At 60.5% G+C, this 19,452-nt stretch carries 14 protein-coding genes and 2 pseudogenes; 4 read left to right on the top strand and 12 right to left on the bottom strand.

The window, feature by feature from the left end; genetic code table 11:
- Nucleotides 1-241 precede the first annotated feature (241 nt).
- Nucleotides 242-340: pseudogene (locus EA462_RS17910) on the bottom strand (IS5/IS1182 family transposase); the annotation flags it as partial.
- 183 nt (nucleotides 341-523) lie between these two features.
- Between EA462_RS17910 and EA462_RS13220 the strand changes: the two are divergent.
- Nucleotides 524-1,477: pseudogene (locus EA462_RS13220) on the top strand (IS630 family transposase).
- 275 nt (nucleotides 1,478-1,752) lie between these two features.
- Here the strand turns inward: EA462_RS13220 and EA462_RS13215 are convergent.
- The 4 genes from EA462_RS13215 to EA462_RS13200 all read right to left on the bottom strand — a co-directional run bounded on the left by EA462_RS13215 (nucleotide 1,753) and on the right by EA462_RS13200 (nucleotide 6,834).
- Complete coding sequence (locus tag EA462_RS13215) at nucleotides 1,753-3,105, bottom strand: glycerate kinase type-2 family protein (RefSeq protein WP_124179052.1); 1,353 nt, start codon at nucleotides 3,103-3,105, stop codon at nucleotides 1,753-1,755.
- A gap of 91 nt (nucleotides 3,106-3,196) precedes the next feature.
- Nucleotides 3,197-3,574, bottom strand: coding sequence for a Zn-ribbon domain-containing OB-fold protein (locus EA462_RS13210; protein WP_124179051.1), 378 nt, complete (start codon nucleotides 3,572-3,574; stop codon nucleotides 3,197-3,199).
- Nucleotides 3,571-4,737 (bottom strand): thiolase domain-containing protein, encoded by a 1,167-nt coding sequence (locus EA462_RS13205; RefSeq protein WP_124179289.1) that lies wholly within the window; start codon nucleotides 4,735-4,737, stop codon nucleotides 3,571-3,573. The genes EA462_RS13210 and EA462_RS13205 overlap by 4 nt, the downstream gene beginning before the upstream one ends.
- 72 nt (nucleotides 4,738-4,809) lie before the next feature.
- A complete protein-coding gene (locus EA462_RS13200) occupies nucleotides 4,810-6,834 on the bottom strand; it encodes an AMP-binding protein (RefSeq protein ID WP_124179050.1) in 2,025 nt (674 codons plus the stop codon).
- 241 nt (nucleotides 6,835-7,075) lie between these two features.
- Here EA462_RS13200 and EA462_RS13195 point away from each other — a divergent pair, with 241 nt between their 5' ends.
- The 3 genes from EA462_RS13195 (at nucleotide 7,076) to EA462_RS13185 (ending at nucleotide 10,860) form a co-directional block, all read left to right on the top strand.
- Complete coding sequence (locus EA462_RS13195) at nucleotides 7,076-8,017, top strand: BKACE family enzyme (RefSeq protein WP_124179049.1); 942 nt, start codon at nucleotides 7,076-7,078, stop codon at nucleotides 8,015-8,017.
- Nucleotides 8,018-9,023: 1,006 nt separating this feature from the next.
- Nucleotides 9,024-9,794, top strand: coding sequence for an IclR family transcriptional regulator (locus EA462_RS13190; RefSeq protein ID WP_124179048.1), 771 nt, complete (start codon nucleotides 9,024-9,026; stop codon nucleotides 9,792-9,794).
- Between the two features lie 202 nt (nucleotides 9,795-9,996).
- Nucleotides 9,997-10,860 carry an MBL fold metallo-hydrolase gene (locus tag EA462_RS13185; protein ID WP_124179047.1) on the top strand — a complete coding sequence of 288 codons (864 nt, stop codon included), beginning with the start codon at nucleotides 9,997-9,999 and terminating at the stop codon, nucleotides 10,858-10,860.
- A gap of 101 nt (nucleotides 10,861-10,961) precedes the next feature.
- On the opposite strand, the gene EA462_RS13180 is transcribed toward EA462_RS13185, so the two are convergent.
- The 7 genes from EA462_RS13180 to EA462_RS13150 all read right to left on the bottom strand — a co-directional run bounded on the left by EA462_RS13180 (nucleotide 10,962) and on the right by EA462_RS13150 (nucleotide 19,450).
- On the bottom strand, nucleotides 10,962-11,906 hold the full coding sequence (locus tag EA462_RS13180) for a BKACE family enzyme (RefSeq protein ID WP_124179046.1): 945 nt from the start codon (nucleotides 11,904-11,906) through the stop codon (nucleotides 10,962-10,964).
- Between the two features lie 72 nt (nucleotides 11,907-11,978).
- Nucleotides 11,979-12,395, bottom strand: a complete 417-nt coding sequence (locus tag EA462_RS13175; RefSeq protein WP_124179045.1) for a cupin domain-containing protein — start codon at nucleotides 12,393-12,395, stop codon at nucleotides 11,979-11,981.
- A gap of 342 nt (nucleotides 12,396-12,737) precedes the next feature.
- On the bottom strand, nucleotides 12,738-13,892 hold the full coding sequence (locus tag EA462_RS13170) for an XdhC family protein (RefSeq protein WP_124179044.1): 1,155 nt from the start codon (nucleotides 13,890-13,892) through the stop codon (nucleotides 12,738-12,740).
- An 89-nt stretch (nucleotides 13,893-13,981) separates the two neighbouring features.
- On the bottom strand, nucleotides 13,982-14,323 hold the full coding sequence (locus EA462_RS13165) for a cupin domain-containing protein (RefSeq protein WP_124179043.1): 342 nt from the start codon (nucleotides 14,321-14,323) through the stop codon (nucleotides 13,982-13,984).
- A 262-nt stretch (nucleotides 14,324-14,585) separates the two neighbouring features.
- A complete protein-coding gene (locus EA462_RS13160; RefSeq protein ID WP_124179042.1) occupies nucleotides 14,586-16,196 on the bottom strand; it encodes a methyl-accepting chemotaxis protein in 1,611 nt (536 codons plus the stop codon).
- Nucleotides 16,197-16,347: 151 nt separating this feature from the next.
- Nucleotides 16,348-16,557 (bottom strand): hypothetical protein, encoded by a 210-nt coding sequence (locus EA462_RS13155; protein WP_124179041.1) that lies wholly within the window; start codon nucleotides 16,555-16,557, stop codon nucleotides 16,348-16,350.
- A gap of 265 nt (nucleotides 16,558-16,822) precedes the next feature.
- Nucleotides 16,823-19,450, bottom strand: coding sequence for a xanthine dehydrogenase family protein molybdopterin-binding subunit (locus EA462_RS13150; RefSeq protein ID WP_124179040.1), 2,628 nt, complete (start codon nucleotides 19,448-19,450; stop codon nucleotides 16,823-16,825).
- Nucleotides 19,451-19,452: the final 2 nt, after the last annotated feature.

Raw genomic sequence — 19,452 nt, 5'->3', positions numbered from 1 at the left:
TCGCAGACCACTCAGGCTCGCCGCCTGCATTAGGCTATGCACGATGCACTGCGAGTCAGCTCCCGGAACTGGCCTAATGGATTAGCTAAGTCCTGGGAATAGTTCTACTCCACCTGCCGACAGCTGGTTCCTGTAGTGGTACTATCTCGGACAGCTGTTCCCAATACTTCTCTCGGTCATTATACCAGCTCCGGAAGCGAAGCTTCTCGCCGTCGGCTTCCTTCAATTTCGAGAAGCCCGTTTCACTCATCCGGTACTGTTGTTCCCACCGACAGAGTGAGCTGTAGTGTGGTGCCTCGTCGAGGTCAAACGTGGCGAGAACATCGGATATCTGGTTGAGTAGTCCTCGGTTCACAGAACCTCTTCTACAGTTCAACGCGGAACAGCTCGATCCTCGAAACATTCTGGATGGGGTACCGGATCCAACTGCCAGAAAGGTACATTAGCATAAGGAAACCAGGAAAATAAATTGTGGACTATACTAGGCATTAGAATTTTTTACTCGATTTTTGTTACAGGTTTATTGAACTATCTCAACGGGGTTTTTGTCGAAGGACTTCACGGTACGCTCAACAATGTCGAGAAAAAGCAGCCAATACAGCGGTTATTAGCGACGGACATGTGCAAAACGGAGTGACACAGACTGGACTTGTCGAATATCACGACACCTACCGCCGAACGATCTACAGCTGACTCAAGCGACTCGACACCGACGAGTCAGTCTAACAGTCTACATTAATATAAAATGGCTAGTAGTAGATGTGAAACACAATGATAAAGTAATAAGAATTCAAAGGCGTTTTCCGCGAACCACCGGTGAAATTGAAATCGACACACCGGCGTGAACACCGACGCTCGCACAGCACTATCTCGACGAGACCTATATATCGAGTACTCAATTCCGAGCTACCGGCGGTTGCTCAAAGAAGCGGCATTGAGCTATCAAACCAGGCCGTACAGCCGTCGGGTCTGATATTGAGGTGCAAGAAACGTTCCGCGAGGAACTCATAAAAGCAGCGAGAGATGGACGCCACAGTAGTCTGAATCGATCAAACCAAGAAATTCATCAAGTCGAGCCACGTACCACATGATTTCCGTGCGGTACACGACCGAACGTGGGATTTTCTGGACAACGCGATCGTACGTGCTTGCTGGACGTGATCACCGAGAGCAGCGATCGATTTTTCTACCGAGTCGCGGACAATGTCAACATAATTATACCATACATTTCATTTACGTAGTATACAAAGAATTCTATGAGGTTAATTATCGTGCTCGATAAAGCGCCGTATTTCAGGCGTCGGCCGCAACGGACCTCGCGTTCGTTACATTACCGTAATATTCGCCGGAGTTGAATGCACTAGAAGAGTACTGGAGACAGTTCCAAGCGGATTTCAGCAATCGGCTCTTTGACTCACTCCACGAACTCACGACCGAGATCATTACCGCTCGAGACCAATTCACTACCCCTAGATGAGCAATTGCTTTTAATCGTTACTATTGTTCGAACTGGCGATCAAAATCCTCATGTCAGTTGGATCGGTGCGTTCGACGTCTCCGTGTTAATGCTCACGACGGAACGGTCGACGCTCGCTCGAGCGATGCGGTGGATCGCAACGACTGACACGATGATCCGTTGCGTACGCTGAGACGCGCCGCTGCTCGTCGGTTCCAGAGCGACCACAACCCGCTCGGCGGTTGCGCCGGGACACGAATACAGCGGACCGTACGAAGCGGAACGTCGGCGGGCGCTCAGCGGTTCGAATCGACGACGAAAACGCGCAGGTCGTTGACGTTGGTTCCCGTCTGTCCCGTTCGAACGATCGAGCCCGCTTGGGAAAGCGCGGTCGTCGAATCGTTCGACTCGAGCGCGGTCCTTCCCTCGACTGTGTCCACCGACGACGCGTCCGCGATCGCGCCGGCCGCGTCGGTCGCCCCGTCGATGCCGTCGGTGTCCACCGCGGCGACGACGACGCCGTCCAGTTCGAGTTCGACGGCGGCGCTCAGGACGAACTCCTGATTGGGGCCGCCGGTGCCGTACTCCTGGCCCAGCGTCACCGTCGTTTCGCCACCCGAGAGAAAAACGGCGGGTGGCGCAACCGGATCTCCCGTCGTCCGGCACTCCTCCGCGATCGCGACGTGGGTGAGCGCGGCCTCGCGCGCTTCACCCCGGACTCGAGACGAGAGGACGACCGGCTCGTAACCGCGGGCGGCGGCCGCCTCGGCGGCCGCGTCGAGGGCGGTTCGATTGTTTCCGAGAACGTGCGTCGAGACGCGCTCGAACAGCGGATCGTCCGGTCCGGGCGTCTCCGGTACCGAGCCGTCGAGGCCGTTTCGAAGGTGGGTCCAAACGGCGTCCGGGACGTCGAGATCGTACCGCTCGAAGACGGCGATCGCGTCCTCGTACGTCGTCGAATCCGGAACGGTCGGTCCGCTCGCGACGACACTCGGATCGTCGCCAACCACGTCGCTTACCACCAGGCCGACGACGGTCGCGGGAGACGCGCCGCGTGCGAGTTGGCCGCCTTTGATCAGCGAACAGTGCTTTCGGACGGCGTTGATCTCGTGGATCGTCGCGCCGGACGCGAGCAGCCGATCGGTCGTCGTCTGCAACTCTGAAAGCGAGATCGAATCGACCGGAGCCGGGAGCAACGCACTCCCACCGCCGGTCAGACAGGCGATCACGAGGTCGTCTTCGGTTGCACTCTGTGCGAGTTCGAGGACGCGATCGGCGTTGCGGACGCCGCGACGGCTCGGAACCGGATGGTCGCCGACGAAGACGTCGATGCGATCCGTCCCGACCGGATCGTCGGTGACGACAGCGCCCCCGCCGATTCGCTCGCCGAGGAGGTCCTCGACCGCGCTGGCGAGCTGGCTGGCGGCGTTCCCGCCGCCAACGAGAACCACGTCGTCGTACCGTTCGAGGTCGAACACCGTTCGCCCGGTACCGAAGCCGTCGATCGTGAGTTCGTCGCCCTCGAGCGAGAGTCGTTCGGCGACGAGGTTGTCCGGATGTGCGGCCTCGATTCCGGCCTCGAGACAGGCGAGCGCCGTCTCGTGGCCTGTCGTTCGTGAAAGTACCGATCGGTTCTCGATGTCGGCCATGCAGTAGCTATCGGTGACGGATCGCCATGTAACCTCCGCTTCGATACTCCGCGCGCGCCAACTCGCCTGACGCCACGTTCGAACCGTTCGTTTACCGATCGAGTCGGAAGACCGGGATTCGAGAGCCGTCCGACCGTCGTTCCTCGACGGACAGACGGACGGTCGTTCCCGTCTCGAGCCTGCCGGATTCGACCGCCGGTAACCGTGCGGTCACGTCGACCGATCCGAACGTTGCGATACCGATCCCGAGTGGCGTCTGATCGTCGTACTCGGGCGTCGAAACGTTCGAGACGGTGTACGAACGCAGTTCGCCGCGAGACGGCAGCGGTCGTCGTTCGAGTCCGCTACCGCACTCCGGACAGCGGTCGCCCGGAGGGAGCGTCGAGTGCCCCGACGAACAGCGGTGGTAGTAGCCGTCACCAAGAGCCACCGCGTCCAGCCACTCCTCGAGACCGACCTCGCCGTTCATTCGACCACCTCGAGGACGGAGACGACCGCCGAAGCGACCGTTCCGCCCGCGTTGTGAGCGAGTCCAACGCTCGAATCGGGGACGGCGTCGGCGTTCGCGTGGACGCCGGTCAGGAGTTTTACCAGTTCGACGACCTGTGCAACCCCGGTTGCGCCGACGGGATGTCCCTTCGCCTTCAGACCGCCCGAGAGATTGACCGGTATCGTCCCCGTCGCGGTCGTCGTTCCGTCTCGAGCGGCGCGACCTCCCTCGCCGATCTCCGCGAATCCGAGCCCTTCGATCGCCAGAATCTCCGCGATGGTGAAGCAGTCGTGTACCTCCGCGAGATCCACGTCCGTCGGTTCGATACCGGAAGCGGCGTACGCGCGTCTCGCAGCGGTCTCCGTCGCCGGCGTTTCACACAGCGACTCGCGTTCTTGCAGCGAGAGACGATCGCTCGCCTGACCGATGCCCGCGATCTCCACCGGCGCGGAGAGGTCGCGCGACCGAACGACGTCGTCGCTGGCCAGAACGAGGGCGGCCGCACCGTCGGTCAACGGGCACGAGTCGTACAGCCCGAGCGGTTCCGAGACGATCGGCGCCTCGAGAACGTCTTCGACGTCGATCTCGTTTCGGTACTGCGCGAGTTCGTTGTCGACGGCGTTCGCGTGGTTTTTGACGGCCACGTGAGCGAGATCTTCCCGGTCGGCGTCGAAGCGCTCGAGATACGCTCTCGCCATCAGCGCGTAGGCTCCGGGAAACGTCGTTCCGATTCGGGTTTCCCACCGCTCGTCCGCCGCGAGCGACAGCGCGTCGGTCGCGTCCGGCGTCGAGAGGTGAGTGAGCTTTTCGGCACCGCCGACGAGAACGACGTCGGCGACGCCGGCCCGGATCGACGTCACCGCCTGACGAACGGCAGCGCCACCGGAGGCGCAGGCGGCCTCGACGCGCGTCGCCGGGGCCGAGACACCGGCTGCCGAAGCCATCAGGGGGGCCTGATGACTCTGAGACTCGGACAGTTCTCCCGCGAAAGAAGAGAAGAACAGCTCGTCGACGGCGTCCGAGGAGAGTGACGCGTCCTCGAGCGCGCGACGCGCAACGTCGCTGAACAGCGAGCGACCCGTTCGATCGGCGTGGTCGCCGAACGACGTCATTCCAGCGCCGACGATTCGGACGTCGGTCATCCGTTTATCGAACCCCCGTCGGGAGAGCGTCACACGCGCTGGCACTCGTTCGAGTCGGTACCGTCGCCATCGTCACCGCGCCTCCTCGAGTGCGTCGAGTGCGTCCGGATTCTCGATACTCGAAAGATCACCCTGCTCGCCGCCGGTGTACGTGGTCTGAATCGTGCGGCGTACGATCTTTCCGGACTGGGTTTTCGGAAACTCGTCGACGAACAGGACTTCACGCGGACGGAACGGTTTTCCCTGCTCGTCACCGACGACTGACCGGATCTCGTCTCGAAGCTGGTCGGACTCGTCGGCACCGGGTTCGACGACGACGTAGAGAACGACGGCGGTTCCGATCGTCTCGTCGGGAACGCCGATCGCCGCGGCCTGATTGACGTCGTCGTGTTCCATCGCGGCACCCTCGACCTCGGCCGGACCGACCTTTCGGCCGGCGACGTTGAGCGCGTCGTCCGCACGCCCGTGGAGAAACCAGAACCCGTCGGCATCCTTCTGTGCCCAGTCGCCGTGGTCCCAACAGTCGTCCCACGTCGACCAGTACTCCTCCAAGTAGCGGTCGTCGCCGGCGAGGAGCGATTTCGTCATGCTCGGACACGAGTCGCGGGCGACGAGGAACCCGCGATCGTGATCGTCGGCGACCGACTCGCCGGAAGAATCGACGATGTCGACGTCCATCCCCAGCCCCGGACCACCGAGCGTACAGGGTTTGAGCGACTGGATCGGCATCGGCATGAGAAAACAGCCCATGATCTCGGTGCCGCCGGAGATGTTCATGATCGGGCACTCCCCGCGACCGATCTGCTCGTAGAACCACCGCCACGACTCGGGATCCCACGGCTCGCCCGTCGAACCGAGGATTCGCAGCGAAGAGAGATCGTGCCCGTCGAGCCATTGATTGCCGTGCTTGCGTAGCGCTCGAATCGCCGTCGGCGAGATGCCGAATGTAGTGATGCCGTGGCGGTCGATCATCTCCCAGTACCTGTCGGGGTTCGGATGATCGGGTGCGCCCTCGTACATGAAGACGGTTCCGCCGAACGCGTGGTTGCCGAGCAGCGTCCACGGCCCCATCATCCAGCCGATGTCGCTCACCCAGAAGAAGCGGTCACCGGGCTTGTGATCGAACCCGAAGTAGACCTCCTTCGCCGCCTGGACGAGGGCACCGGCGTGCGTGTGGACGATCCCCTTCGGCGCTCCGGTCGTTCCCGACGAATACAGTATCATCGACTCGTGGTCGGCGGGGAGTTCGACCGTCTCGTGTGTCGACGGACGATCGGAGACGGTGTCGTGCCACCAGTGATCTCGCCCCGGGTTCCAGGGAATCTCGAGATCGGTTTCTGGGTCGCTGGAGCCGAGGCGATCGAAGACGATCACGTCCTCGACGTGACCGGCCTTCTCGATCGCTTCGTCGGCCGTCTCTTTGAGCGTGATCTCGCGTCCACGCCGGTAGAACCCGTCGCCGGTGAACAGGAGCGAGCACTCGCTGTCTTCGAGGCGGGTGGCGGTCGCATCCACGCCGAATCCGGAGAAAATGGGGACAGCGATCGCTCCGACCGAAAAGCAGCCGTAGAGAATCGAGAGTACCTCGGGAACCATCGGCATGTAGAGACCGACCGTATCGCCAACGCCGACGCCGCGGGCCTCGAGTTCGTTTGCGACCCGGTTCGTCTGGCGTGCGAGTTCGTGGTAGGTGAGTTCTCTGACGTTCCCGGGTTCGCCCTCCCAGATGCAGGCAACGCTGTTTCGGGCGGCGCTATCCGTCGCCGCGTGTCTATCGAGAACGTTGTGCGCGACGTTGATCGTCCCCTCGGGATACCAATCCGCGAACTGGGGGCCGTCCGAGTCGTCTCGAACGGTCCGATAGGGATCGAAGAACTCGATCTCGAGGTAGTCGATCACTTCGTCCCAGAACCAGTCGATCCCCGAGGCGTCGACGCCGTCGACGTCGCCGGTCGTTCGAGCGATCAACTCCTCGTAGTCCTCGATGTCGTGTGCGTCCATGAACGCCCGAACGTTCGTCGATTCGACGAACTCGCTCGAGGGTTCGTGGACGACGTCGAACTCATCGATCGTCTCCGTGTTGGTATTGGATTCCATTGGTCGTTCCACCAAGTGTGACGTCTGTCGAAACGAACGAACACGCGTTCGCGTACGGGTAGTAGACGTCTTATGACGGAATGATCGCTACTCACGTAGTTAACTGTTGTGGTGCCGAAACGTCGGGTCGAGTCTCAGTCGGATCGCATCCGGAAATGGGCGGCGGCTACACCGACGGTTTCGCCGGTTCGGGGTCGTATCCACCGGAAGATCTATCTGAACGCGTACAGTATGAGCCGGCATGCGCTCGTTTGACAAGGTGATCGTTACGTGTGCGGTGACCGGGGCGATACACGTACCGACGATGTCACCGTACTTGCCGATCGAACCGGAGGAAATTGCCGAAGAGGCGATCGCAGCGGCTGAGGCCGGTGCGAGCATCATCCACTTGCACGTTCGCGATCCCGAAACGGGGGAGCCGGTGACCGATCTGGAGCTCTTTCGTGACGTCGCGGGTCGAATACACGATGCCTGTGACGTGATTATCCAGCCGACGACGGGGGGTGCGCCCACGATGAAACCCGAAGAGAGAATTCGGGTCGTCCCCGAGCTCGAACCCGAAATGGCCTCCTGTAACATGGGCTCGATCAACTTCGGGTTGTATCCCATACTCGAGAAATACGACGAGTTCGAGCACGACTGGGAACGGGAGTATCTGGAGGGGAGCCGGGACCTGATTTTTCACAACACGTTCGAAGACCTCGACACGATCCTTCCGATCTTTAACGAACACGGAACGAAGCCCGAACTCGAGTGTTACGACGTCGGCCACCTGTACAACGTGAAACACTACGTCGAGCGGGGGCTGCTGGAGACGCCGCTTCATTTCCAGTTCGTCATGGGAATACACGGTGGCATCGGCCCGGACGTGGAGAATCTGACGCACATGGTCCACATCGCGGACAAACTGTTCGGAGACGAGTACTCGTTTTCCGTCCTCGGAGCCGGCCGCCACGAGTTTCCGCGAGCGATACAGGCGGTAGAGATGGGGGGTCACGCTCGAGTCGGACTCGAGGACAACCTCTACCTCGAATCGGGGAAACTTGCGAAAAGCAACGCAGATCTCGTCGAGAAAGTGGTACGATTGACCCATGATCTGACCGGACGCGAGATCGCGACTACATCAGAAACGCGCGAGTTCTTCGGGCTGAAGGGGAGAAAACGAACGAACATTCGTGGCTGAAATCGTCTCCCCGGTCGGAAAGAGAATCCACGGACGACATGTGCCGACCGGATAGCGTTACGTCGCCCGCGCGTTCGTCCCGTGACGGGAAACTCGCGGTCGTTCACTCCGATTTCGCATCTCGAAAACGGTCGATTCGAGCACGCCGTTGACGGCCGAAAGGCCGTTATTTCCACGCGTCGTTCGTGTACGAAACCATCGTTGAATGATGACCAGTGACAATAGCAGAGTCTTCGGAAGATGACCGACATAGTATTCCATATGTTGAGTTTTGAAACCGTCGATTACAAAAGTACACGTGTAACTCGACTGGGAGACCGGTTTTCGTTGCCGCCGACGGCGAATCCCGGATGTACGTCGTCGGCTCGAATCCGCGGAATCGTACGGCGAGCGGTCGCCTGAAGCGGCCGGAGTGACAATCGATAGCCCATCCCACATCTCGAGAGCGGGCTACGAAATCCGATCGAGAAGCGGATCGACGTACGAGACGGTAGTAAACTCCGGCTCGAGGCGGTATACACGCGAATAGTCGTCGCCGCGCCGAGTCCGGTCGTCCGTCGACGGGTACCGTGCTCCACGACGTGGAACATTAAATAGTGATGGTTGTCAGCATAACTCACGAATATGGTGATTGCGTCTCTGAATCTCGGTTTCGGGATGGCCACGGGAGCCGACGAGAGATCGAAAAGTCCCTAGCCGAACGACGAGAGGGGGTTCGGTAATCGGCGGTATTGCGTACGATAGAAAATAGCGATCGAAGCGTAGAAATGAAAATGGCCACCGAAATGGATGCGGACCGACGTTTCCGTTTACCGTTGCTGTGCGACGCTCGGGGGCGAGGAACCACTTCACCGACTCGAGAAAAGCCGTCGGCGCGATCGAAACCGTTCACGAACGATTCGATTGCGATGACTGCGTACTCGTCGACCCGGTAGACGGTTCCGAAGGACACCGCTCGTTCCCACTGTGAGAAACTTTTAGTATGGTGTGTGTTAATATGGTTCACATGGCGATCAGAACCACCGATCAAAGCAACGTGAAAACGATCGACCGCACGGCTCGAATACTCGAAACGCTGAAAGAGCTGGACGGAGCTCGGGTTTCTGAGGTCGCCGACGAACTCGATCTCGCGAATAGCACGGCCCATCGGTATCTGTCCTCCCTGAAGAAGAACGAGTTTATTACGCAAGAGGGCGACTTTTATTACGTCGGATTGCGATTTCTCGAGCTTGCAGACTCTGCACAAAACCGAACCGAAGTCTACAAGCTGGCGAAACCGAAGGTCGAACAGTTAGCGCAGGAAACCGGCGAACGCGCCGAGTTCATCGTCGAAGAGCACGGATACGCGGTGTTCGTCCACAGGGCGATCGGCGAAACCGCCGTTCGAGCTAACTCCCACCAGGGCAAACGCATCCCCATGCACGCGACCTCCGCCGGAAAAGTCATCCTCGCGCACTCACCCGAGCGGAAGGTCGAGGAGATTATCGAATGTCGAGGATTACCGGAGTTGACGTCGGAAACTATCACGACCAGAGAGGAACTGGACGAGGAGCTAGAGGAAATTCGCGAGAAAGGGGTCGGCTTCGCGGAGGAGGAGTATATACAGGGACTGAGCACCGTCAGCGTACCGGTGAAAGGGTCGAGCGGAGCGATCCAGGGATCGCTCGGTATCTCCGGGCCGTCGGGTCGTATGTCCGGAGACAACTTCAAACGGGAGATTCAAAATCTGTTGGTCGGCGCGGCGAACGAACTGGAGATCAATATCGCGTATCCCTAGCTCGGTCGCGTACTCTCGACTCGGTGGTTTCGTATCGTCTCGTGGCAGTGATGTGCGTTCGATGTGAAAGTCTCGCCCGGTTGTTTCCCGATGGTGCGAGGGACGGATATCACCGACCGGGTTCCCGGTGACGCCGTGTCGTCGGAGGAAAACGATCGATTGTCACGTAAACCCTTATCGTTGTGGTGAACGTCTACGCCTCATGGTTCACTCGAACTGGGGAACCTGGTTCGTCAATGACGAGATAGAAGCAGTAGAACCGTTTGGATTAACGATGTGGTACATCGGCGGTACCGGATTCGTGTTGCGAACCCCCGAGACCACCGTGTACGTCGATCCGTACTTCGGTGACGGTGATCCGCCGAACATCGTCCGGATGCTTCCGGTTCCGCTCGATCCGGCGGACGCGACCGAGTGCGATGCGGTGTTGGTCACGCACGAGCACCTAGATCACATGCACCCGCCGTCGTACCGGCCGTTCGTCGACGACCTCGGAGCCGACGTGTACGCGACGGAAGCGTGTTACGATTCCCCGCAGTACGACGGCGAGATCGGCGTTCCTGACGAAAAGAAGCACGTGGTCGCGTCCGGCGACAGCGTACGGATCGACGACCTCGTCGTCCACGTTCGCGGTGCTAACGATCCGGCTGCCATCGACGAAGTCTCGTACGTCATCGAACACGAGTCGGGGACGTTTTTCAACGGCGGCGACAGTCGTCCAGATTCCGAGGGGTTTCCGGCGATTGCCGACGAGTTCGACATCGACGCGGGAGCGCTCGCGCTCGGATCCGTCGGGAACGTCTCGGCTCCCGGCGGGACCGAAATCGAACGGACGCGATGGTACATGGACGAGAATCAGCTCATCGAAGCTGCAAATCAGCTGGAACTCGAGCGGCTCCTGCCGGTACACCACGATCTGTGGCGCGGCGTCGGCGCGAACCCGGCCGTACTCGGGGAGCACGCAGCCTCGTTCGAGTTTCCCCGGACGATCGAATCCGTTTCTCTCGGCGATCGGTTCGACGTCGACTCCCCCGGGCGCGTGCAATCGCGGGCGATCCGACGCTGACCCGCGACCGACCGTCGCACAACAGCGCGTCGGTCCCGCTGTGGCGACGACCTCGAAAACGGCAGTCGAAGCTCTCATCCGTTTGATTTGGGTGCCGTCACCTACGAAAACGCGGTTTGTGATCGACCTTTCAGATCGAGAAACTCCCGAACTTCGGCGGAGGTCGCCGGCTCCCGGTCGGTCAGCGAATTGATCTGGTCGACCGCTTTCGAGACGAGTTCGGCGTTGCTCGTCGCGAGAACCCCCTCCTCGACGTACAGGTTGTCCTCGAGTCCGACCCGAACGTGGCCCCCCATCGAGACGGATTGAAGCGCGAGGGGAAACGGGATCGTCCCCGTTGGGATCACCGAAAACGAGTACGCGTCGCCGAACAGCTCATCCGCCACAGCCTTCATGTGCGTAAGGTTCGCCGGATCGACCCCGATACCACCGTCGATTCCGAGCACGAACTCGAGATATATCGGCGGATCGAGCCACCCGTGATCGAGACAACGACGGACGTTGTAGAGGTGGCCGACATCGTAACAGCCGAGACACGGCACGGTGTCGTGTCGACGCATGGTGTTCAGGAAGACGTCCAGGTCTTCGAACGAATTTTTGAAGATCGAGTCCTTCGTCTCCGTCAGGTAGTCCGCTTCCCACTCGTGTTTCCAGTCGTCGTATCGCTCTGCGAGCGGGTAAAGCGCGTAATTTATCGATCCCATATTACAGGAACACATCTCGGGTTCGAGTTCGGGAACGACCGCGACCCGTTCTTCCGGTTCCATCGTCGGGGAGCCCCCGGTCGACGGTTGCACGATGACGTCGGTTCGGTCGCTCACTCGCCTCGCAACCTCGAAAAATAGCTCGAGGTCCGAGGTCGGCTCCCCCGTTTCGGGATCGCGGACGTGGACGTGAACGATCGACGCTCCGGCCTCGCTGGCCGCGACGCACTCGTCGACGATTTCGTCCGGAGTTATCGGAAGGTGCTGGGACATCGTTGGCGTGTGAATCGCGCCCGTCACGGAACAGGTGAGCACGACGTTTCGACTGGGGAGATCCCACATGGTATTGGACGTTACTCGACAGGGTAAAAAGTGTTCTGACGGTGTGACGGGGACGATCGAGACTGACCCATCTCACGAGTCGTCGTTCGGATCGTAGACCCGTCCCGCATCGTCGGATGGGGCACCGATCGCGAGCACGCGGGTCGGTTCCGTCGCTCCCTCGGGTACGTACGCCCGGTGTGGGCTCCCCCCCTCGGCGGCGAAGAGGTGGCCCGGTCGAACGACGTACTCCTTCCCCGGCGTTTCGACGTGCAACGTCCCCTCGAGCACGTAGAACGCCTCCTCCTGGGTTTCGTGGTAGTGGTAGGCGAGCGGGAGCTGTTCGCCCGGCTCGGCAGTGTAGGTTCGGAGGCCGAGAATCTCGAGGCCCGTTTCCGCGCTAATCGAGAACGCGTCCGCGGTCGGGTCCGGCTCCGGTTCGATATCGGGACGATCGGGTTCCGCTTCGATGTTGTCGACGGTGACGAGGTGATAGCTCTCGTTCGACATACGGATGGGATCAGCCGACTCGAATATAATTGTTCCGGCGAGAGGCGATACTCGGGCGTCGCAGTCCAGTAGCTCGAAACGACCGATACGGTTTGCTGTGACTTTTTACCGGAGCGACCGCAGGACGGCTCGCGGTCGCTCCGGTGGGCCCGCAACTCGACTTCGAACCCAATCACGACCGTGATCGTCTCCCGGGCGGTCCGCCGCCGGGGCTCGAGGAGTGATACGGTCTATTGTAACGATTTACCGCTGGGACCGCAGACGGGTCGCGGTCCCACCGGCAATGGCTTACGATAGTCCGTATGAGAATCGGTCGGGTCACGAATCGCGTTGGTCGACCCGCTACGGCGTCGTCACGCGTTCGTGGATCGGACCCTCTCGGCATTTCAATCGGCCGCCGTTTCGATCGTTGTGGACGGCGAGCGTTTCGCTCACGATACTGAGTGCGATCTGGATCGGCTCGTCCGATCCCAGATCGAGACCGACGGGGGTGCTCACGCGTTCTAGCTGGGATTGGGACAGCTGCACGCCCTCCTGTTCGAACTCCGTCTGCATTTCCTCGAATCGTTTTCGCGGCCCCATGAGGCCGACGTACGGGACTGACGTCCCCTCGAGGAGGGTTTCGAGCGCCAGCCGATCGTCGAGGAAGTTGTGCGACATCAGGACGGCGTACGTGTTCTCCGGCGCGCGAACCGCCTCGTCGATCTCCGTCGGATGCGTCGAGACCACCCGGGTGGCGTACGGGAAGTCGGATCCGTCCGATCGCGAGCCGCGAGACGACGCGACGACGACGCGAAATCCGGCTTCTCGGCCGATCCGCGCAACCGGATGAACGTCGTTCTGATTGCCAAAGAGTAACAGTTCGGGAACCGGCTCCAGGTGATCGACGAATACCGATACGGTTCCGGCAGACGTCTCGAGCTGTACCGCCTTGGAGCTCGCAGACTCGCGAAGCGACTCGACGACGTCCGACTCGTTCGAGACGAGTTCGGACGGAAGTCGATTCCGGTCGGCGTCGCCGAGGGACGAGAGATCGGAGTCGAGAACCGTTCGATCGCCAACCGTTACGTTCCCATCGGACGATTCGACCGCCGTGAGAACCGTCACCGGCTGATCGTTCGCGAGCGCGTCGAGCGCGACGCCGAAGTTGTTGTCGAGGGGCTCGAGCAGGATGTCGATCACGCCGTTACAGCCGAGGCCGAGGCCCCACTCGTCGCCGTTCATGAGGTCGAACGTCTCGACGCGGGCACGTCCCTCGTCTAACACGGCGTTCGCCAGATCGACGACTGGGCCTTCCAGACAACCGGCCGTGATCGAGCCGTAGCTGTCGTCGCCGGGAACGACGATCATTTTCGCACCCTGTCGACGATACGCCGAGCCGTCGACGTCGACGATCGTGGCCAGCACCGCGGGATCGTCGCCGTCCAATCGGGCGCGAAGCGTGCGATACAGCTCCGCAGTCGTCGCGCTCCACGGATCGAGTTCGTCGGTGTCCATACCGGTCGATAGTGGACGCGCGGATTAAATCGTACCGGTTACCTCCGGGGAGGTCCCGAAACGTAATCCGAGCGACGCGTCGTGACAAATCAGCCGATCCAGTCGGAGTCTTTCAGCGGTGGACTGAATATATCGACGCCTTCGGCCGGTTCGTCGCCCTCGTTAGTTCCGGCGTGGGTCTCGTTTCCCTCGACGATGTAGGTATCACCCGGACCGAGAACGTACTGCTCTCCGTCGATGGAGACGTGCATTTCGCCCCTGTACACGTAGCCGATTTGCTGATGTGGATGCGAATGTTCGGGGAACGATCCGCCGGGGTCGCACACCCAGCGCTGGATGCTCATCAGATCGTTCCGCCCGATTCGAGTGACGTGAAACCCGTCCGAAATCGATTGCTCGACCAGGTCACTGTCGTAAACGATATTCCCCATAGAACAACTCTACGGTACACCCTCATAAATGTTCTTCCGGACGCGAGTGTCGACCGCCGTACGCGAGCGTAAACGGTGCCTCGAGCGGCTGCGTGATTCGCCGGGAAGACACCGCGGATAGCTTCGGGGAACCCACATCTCGAGTGAACGATCCGCGCACGAAAGGGACCCATCATCGCCCTCATCACGTCTATGCGCAGTATCACGAGCGATCGTCCGATTGCGAAGCCGTAGTCGACGGTCGTCACCCCCTGTGCCAACGCTATCGCCGCGAGCCGCCGGTGCTGATCTCCATAACTTGCTCCGAGAGGGAGTCGGTCGTATCTCGCTGCTCGCTGACCAGGTCGGTGATCTCTTCGCTCGCGGACTCGATCTCGCTAGCTCTGTCACGTACCTCCTCGATAGCGGACGCGACGTTTTCGGCGGTCGAGGCCTGGTGATCGTTGGTTTCCGCGACTTCTTGAATGCTGTCGGCGATGTCCGTGATGGCGGCCGCGTTCTGATCGAGCGCGACGAGCGCTTCGTCGATCGTCTCGGTGCTCCGTTCGATGTGGCGATCGGTGTCCTCGACCGCCTCTGACGTCTGTCGCGTGTACGTCTGCACGTCGTCGATGCGAGTTGCAATTTCGTCGGTCCTCGACTTCGTCTCCTCGGCCAATTGTTTGACCTCGTGTGCGACGACGGCGAATCCGTCGGACTCCTCGCCGGTTCTGGCGGCCTGGATCGTCGCGTTGAGTGCGAGAATGTTCGTCTGGTCGGCGATTTCGTCGATCACGTCGACGATCCGATCGACCTCGTTCACTCTCGACTCGAGTCGTCCGACTACCTCGAGTAGCTGCTCGCCCTGTTCGGTCATGGCGTCGATCGCCTCTCTCGCCTGCTCGCCGGATTGCTGGCCGCGTGAAGCAGCCCGTTGTGCGTTTTCTGCGGCCTCCGCAACGGAATCGGCTGTCGCGGCCACTTCTTCCATCGAGGCGCTGAAATTGCTCACCTCGTTGGCCGTCCGTTCTAACGTTCCGTTTTGGCGCGAAGCTAACGCCGAAATCGACTCGGTTCGATCCGCGATCTCGCGGGTCCGGTCGGTCAACGTCTCCGTCGAGCGCCGTACTTCGTCGACCAGCGACTCGAGCGCCTCCGCGTTCTCGTTGATCCCCTCGACCACGTCGAGCAAGTAGTCGTCGGTGTGCCGTCGTTGTTCGTCCGACAGTTCGGCCCGCGCCGAAAGGTCGCCTTCACCGATACGTCTCAGCGTCGCCATCACCTCCTCTACGGCGTCCTCCGTACTCCGCTGTCGGCGGACGACGTCGGTTCGATCTTCGAACTGCTGGACGACGCCGATCACCTCGTCGCCGCGAAATACCGGCACGCCGATCAACCGAAAGTGACGGACATCGCCGCTTGCGGTCTGGATCGTGGCGGTACCCGTGTAGACGTGACCGTCCATGTAGGGACTGTTGTACGCCTCTGCGCCGTCGAAGTCCGGAACGGTTCGTGGCGATTCGACGATTTTGTCGGCAAGCGTCGGAACCGGATCGCCGTTCTCGTCGCGCCCGACGTACTCGTCGCTTCCGAGCACCCGTTCTCTCGGTCGGCCGTACAGCGCTTCGATTGCCGCGTTCCAGGCGACGACCGTATGATTCGCATCGAGAACGAAGACGGGCATCGGGAGGACGTCTAACACGTCGTGAATACTGAGAGGAGCAGTCGTCCCGCCGAGCCGGCCGTCGGTGGAGGTATCGGTCTCGACCCGTCCGCCATCCGCACGGACCACAGCGGACGACTTCCGCTCGGAAACGGACCGGTCCACCGCGGCTCCAGCGAGGCCGTTCGAGTACTGGTGTTCGGTCAGTCGAACGTCGTTACCGGGAAACATGCGTTGCCTCTTTCTGAGCGGCCTGTAGACGAAGATACCGGGTAGTCATCTCCCGGAGGAGAAACGCCTCCGGTCGGCGCGTCCGGTCACCGTTCGTCGTCGCGTACGTTGTGATCATCATGGGTAGTGAGCACTATTCGTCGCGGGGACGCTACTGAAAGAGAACCCACTTTTCGCCCGTCTCGTTCTCGCGCTTTCGGATCCGGTTCTCTCGGGCGAGTTCCTCGAGATACTCCTGGGCCTTTTCGGTCGAGATGTCCGTTTCACGCGCGATGAGTTCGGTGTTGTACTCTCGGGCGACGGCCATATTGTCGACAATACGAGCTTTGATAATTGCTGGGTTGATGCTATCATCTCCCATATTCTCCTGTTGGTTGCAATCACACTAAATGTTATGGGAGGAGTGATAATCTATCTAATACTATTTGTCCGTAATTAATAGCCAAGTGGTGACGGAAAACGCACCGATTGTCTCGAGACGACGACGACGTCCGATCGGTTAGCTCGAGGTGTGTAACGGTGCCGGACGGAAAACGACCGCTACGTTCCTCAATTTCGGGCGTCGAATCGCGGCAACGTTCGATTCGAGGGAGTGAGTATCGACAACTCGAGAACGGGAATCCGACCTAGTCGTCTGCCGGTTCGGGAGCGTCTTCGGAGTTTCTGACCCAGCTTCGAACACGATTCGGCGTCATCGGCATCTCTTCGACGGTGACGTCGATCGGCTTGAGCGCGTCGTTGACGCTGTGTGCGAGACTCGCGGGAATGTCCATGATACCGGTTTCGCCGACCCCTTTCGCGCCGGATTTCGAGAACACGGACCACGTCTCCTGCTTTTCGATTTCGAGTTCGGGAACGTTCTCGATGCTCGGCAGCATCATGTCGAAGAACGTCGTCGATTGCGGCTGACCGTCCTCGGTGTACCCGAACTCCTCTTGCAGGGCTGCACCAACACCCTGCATGATACCGCCGTGGTGTTGGCCTTCGACGATCATCGGATTGATGATGCGTCCGGAGTCGCGGACGGAGTAGATCTTCTGAATCTCGATCTCGCCGGTTTCGACGTCGACGTCGACGATCGGAACGTTAGCGGCGAAGGAGATGCTGGGATACGTGGGCCGTTTTCGAATCATCGCTTCTTCGAAGTACTCCTTGTTCTCGTAGGCGACGTCCGGGTACTCGTAGTACACGTACGTCTTGAGTTCGGCCTGCGGCTTGAAGTGGGAGTCTCCGGTTTCCATCATCTTGTCGATGTGAACGAGCTCAGTGAGCGTCAGGAACTCCTGCTCGAGACGCTCGGCGTGGCGCTTGTCGACCGGGTCGACGCCCTCGGCCGAGAGCAATTTGACGCCGCCTTCGTCGAACTCGGCCTGCTCAACATCGACACCCCAGTGATCGGCCGCGAGTTCCTCGAGCTGGCCGCGCAGTTTTTCCCCGAGACCGATCGCGGCACTCGACATGACCGTAGCCATGCGCGACGACGCGCTCCCGACGTCGCTGGCGACGTCGAGGTTGTCCTGTTGTGGGACGACGACGTCGTCGGGCGTGATCCCGAGCTCGTCGGCCAACATCTGCGACGCGATGGTCTGGTGACCCTGACCCTGATCGTCGGACGAAATCTTCACGACGACCTTTCCGTCCGTCCGAATGTAGGCCTCGAGGGGTTCCGCCATCGTTACGACGTCGCTGAAGTCACGGTTCTCCGGGGTGTAGTACGTCGCGAGCTCGTCGCGCGGAACGAACTGGCGCGTGTGGTAGTCGTAACAGCCGAGACCGGGCTCGAGCACCAGCGCGGATCCGGAACCGCGGTAAATGCCCTCTTCACGAAGCTCCTCGATCCGGTCCGGATCGAGGAGTCCACCGTCCTTCTCGTCTTCGACGAGATCCCACACTTTCTGGACCGTCTTCGAGTAGTCCCCTTCGCCGTAGACGTTGGCCGACGGCGTCTTGTACGGCATGTCCTCCTCGTCGATGAAGTTCTTCAGCCGGATCTCCGTCGGATCCATATCGAGGACGTCCGCCGCTTCGTCCATCAGCATCTCCCACACCCAGCTGTGTGCGGGCGTTCCGAAGCCGCGGTAGGAGGTCTGGGGCATCTTGTTCGTACAGACGATCTCGTACTCGTAGCGCGCGTGCTCGACGTCGTATGGACCGTTGACGATGGCCAGGGGCTTCAGGACCTGATTCGTGCAGATGAACCGCGGGAACGCTCCGAAATTGTCCGCGAGCCAGAAGTCGTTGGCCAGGATCTCACCGTCGTCGGTAAACGCGATCTTCGCCTTGTAGTGTCGATCGGTCGAGGCGCTGTCACCGCCCTGTAGGTCCTCGATGCGATCTTCGACGTACTTGACCGGGTTTCCGCCGACCATCTCGGAGGCGACGGCGGTGAGCACGGCGTGACGGTACACGGTCGCGTGTTTCGTCCCGTAACTTCCACCAGCGGTCAACGGAACTTCGACGCGAACCTCTTCACGCGGCTGATCGAGGGCGGCGTAGATTGCGACGTCGGCCCAGGTGTGAAGTTGCTGGTTCGACCAGACGTGGAATTTTTCCTCCCCGTCCTCGGGATTCATGTTGCACGTTCCGAGAGCCGACGGCGTCTCGAGAGGAACCCCGGACGCGCGGCTTTCCCAGTCGAACTCCTTTTCGATGACGTGATCAGCCTCCTCGAACACCCTGTCGGGCTCGCCGAGTTCGAACGTCTCATCGAACGCGACGTTGGAGGGGGCGTTTGGCCCCAGCTCCGGGTAGAGCACGTTGTCGGAATCCCTGGCTTCCATGACGTCGACGAGGGGATCGAGACGCTCGTAGTCGACCTCGACGAGATCCGCGATGTCCTCAGCGACGTATCGGTCGGTCGCGACGACCATCGCGACGCACTGTCCGACGTACGTCACTTTTCCGTCGGCCAGCGGCCACTCCGCCCACTCCTGGATACCGCAGAGCATCGGCGCGTAGCCGGCGTCTCTGTAGTCGTCGACGGTCATTACGAGTTTGCACTCGTCGTGTTCTTCCGCCGCGCTCGTGTCGATATCCTTGATTTCTGCGTGAGGGTGCGGACTTCGAACGTACGCTGCGTGCACCGCGTTCGGTGGATTTCGATCCTGAACGTACTCCCGGTGGTCTTTCAGTATTTTTTCGTCTTCCTTTCGTCGAACCTCCGAGCCGACGTAGTTCTGCGGCGTCGGCTGGTTCGAGATTTGGTCCTCTACCTCTTTTATCCGCTCAGCTTTGGATTCTTCTGCTTGGCTCATGG

The sequence above is a fragment of the Natrarchaeobius halalkaliphilus genome (genome assembly GCF_003841485.1).
GTDB lineage: Archaea > Halobacteriota > Halobacteria > Halobacteriales > Natrialbaceae > Natrarchaeobius > Natrarchaeobius halalkaliphilus.
Note: the sequence above shows the minus strand (reverse complement) of the source record. Positions and strands in the feature narration are given on the sequence as shown.

What these genes read in the sequence shown, in the direction of transcription:
- EA462_RS13215 (WP_124179052.1), bottom strand. Translation starts at nt 3,105, where the DNA reads ATGGCCGACATCGAGAACCGATCGGTACTTTCACGAACGACAGGCCAC.
- EA462_RS13210 (WP_124179051.1), bottom strand. Translation starts at nt 3,574, where the DNA reads ATGAACGGCGAGGTCGGTCTCGAGGAGTGGCTGGACGCGGTGGCTCTT.
- EA462_RS13205 (WP_124179289.1), bottom strand. Translation starts at nt 4,737, where the DNA reads ATGACCGACGTCCGAATCGTCGGCGCTGGAATGACGTCGTTCGGCGAC.
- EA462_RS13200 (WP_124179050.1), bottom strand. Translation starts at nt 6,834, where the DNA reads ATGGAATCCAATACCAACACGGAGACGATCGATGAGTTCGACGTCGTC.
- EA462_RS13195 (WP_124179049.1), top strand. Translation starts at nt 7,076, where the DNA reads ATGCGCTCGTTTGACAAGGTGATCGTTACGTGTGCGGTGACCGGGGCG.
- EA462_RS13190 (WP_124179048.1), top strand. Translation starts at nt 9,024, where the DNA reads ATGGCGATCAGAACCACCGATCAAAGCAACGTGAAAACGATCGACCGC.
- EA462_RS13185 (WP_124179047.1), top strand. Translation starts at nt 9,997, where the DNA reads ATGGTTCACTCGAACTGGGGAACCTGGTTCGTCAATGACGAGATAGAA.
- EA462_RS13180 (WP_124179046.1), bottom strand. Translation starts at nt 11,906, where the DNA reads ATGTGGGATCTCCCCAGTCGAAACGTCGTGCTCACCTGTTCCGTGACG.
- EA462_RS13175 (WP_124179045.1), bottom strand. Translation starts at nt 12,395, where the DNA reads ATGTCGAACGAGAGCTATCACCTCGTCACCGTCGACAACATCGAAGCG.
- EA462_RS13170 (WP_124179044.1), bottom strand. Translation starts at nt 13,892, where the DNA reads ATGGACACCGACGAACTCGATCCGTGGAGCGCGACGACTGCGGAGCTG.
- EA462_RS13165 (WP_124179043.1), bottom strand. Translation starts at nt 14,323, where the DNA reads ATGGGGAATATCGTTTACGACAGTGACCTGGTCGAGCAATCGATTTCG.
- EA462_RS13160 (WP_124179042.1), bottom strand. Translation starts at nt 16,196, where the DNA reads ATGTTTCCCGGTAACGACGTTCGACTGACCGAACACCAGTACTCGAAC.
- EA462_RS13155 (WP_124179041.1), bottom strand. Translation starts at nt 16,557, where the DNA reads ATGGGAGATGATAGCATCAACCCAGCAATTATCAAAGCTCGTATTGTC.
- EA462_RS13150 (WP_124179040.1), bottom strand. Translation starts at nt 19,450, where the DNA reads ATGAGCCAAGCAGAAGAATCCAAAGCTGAGCGGATAAAAGAGGTAGAG.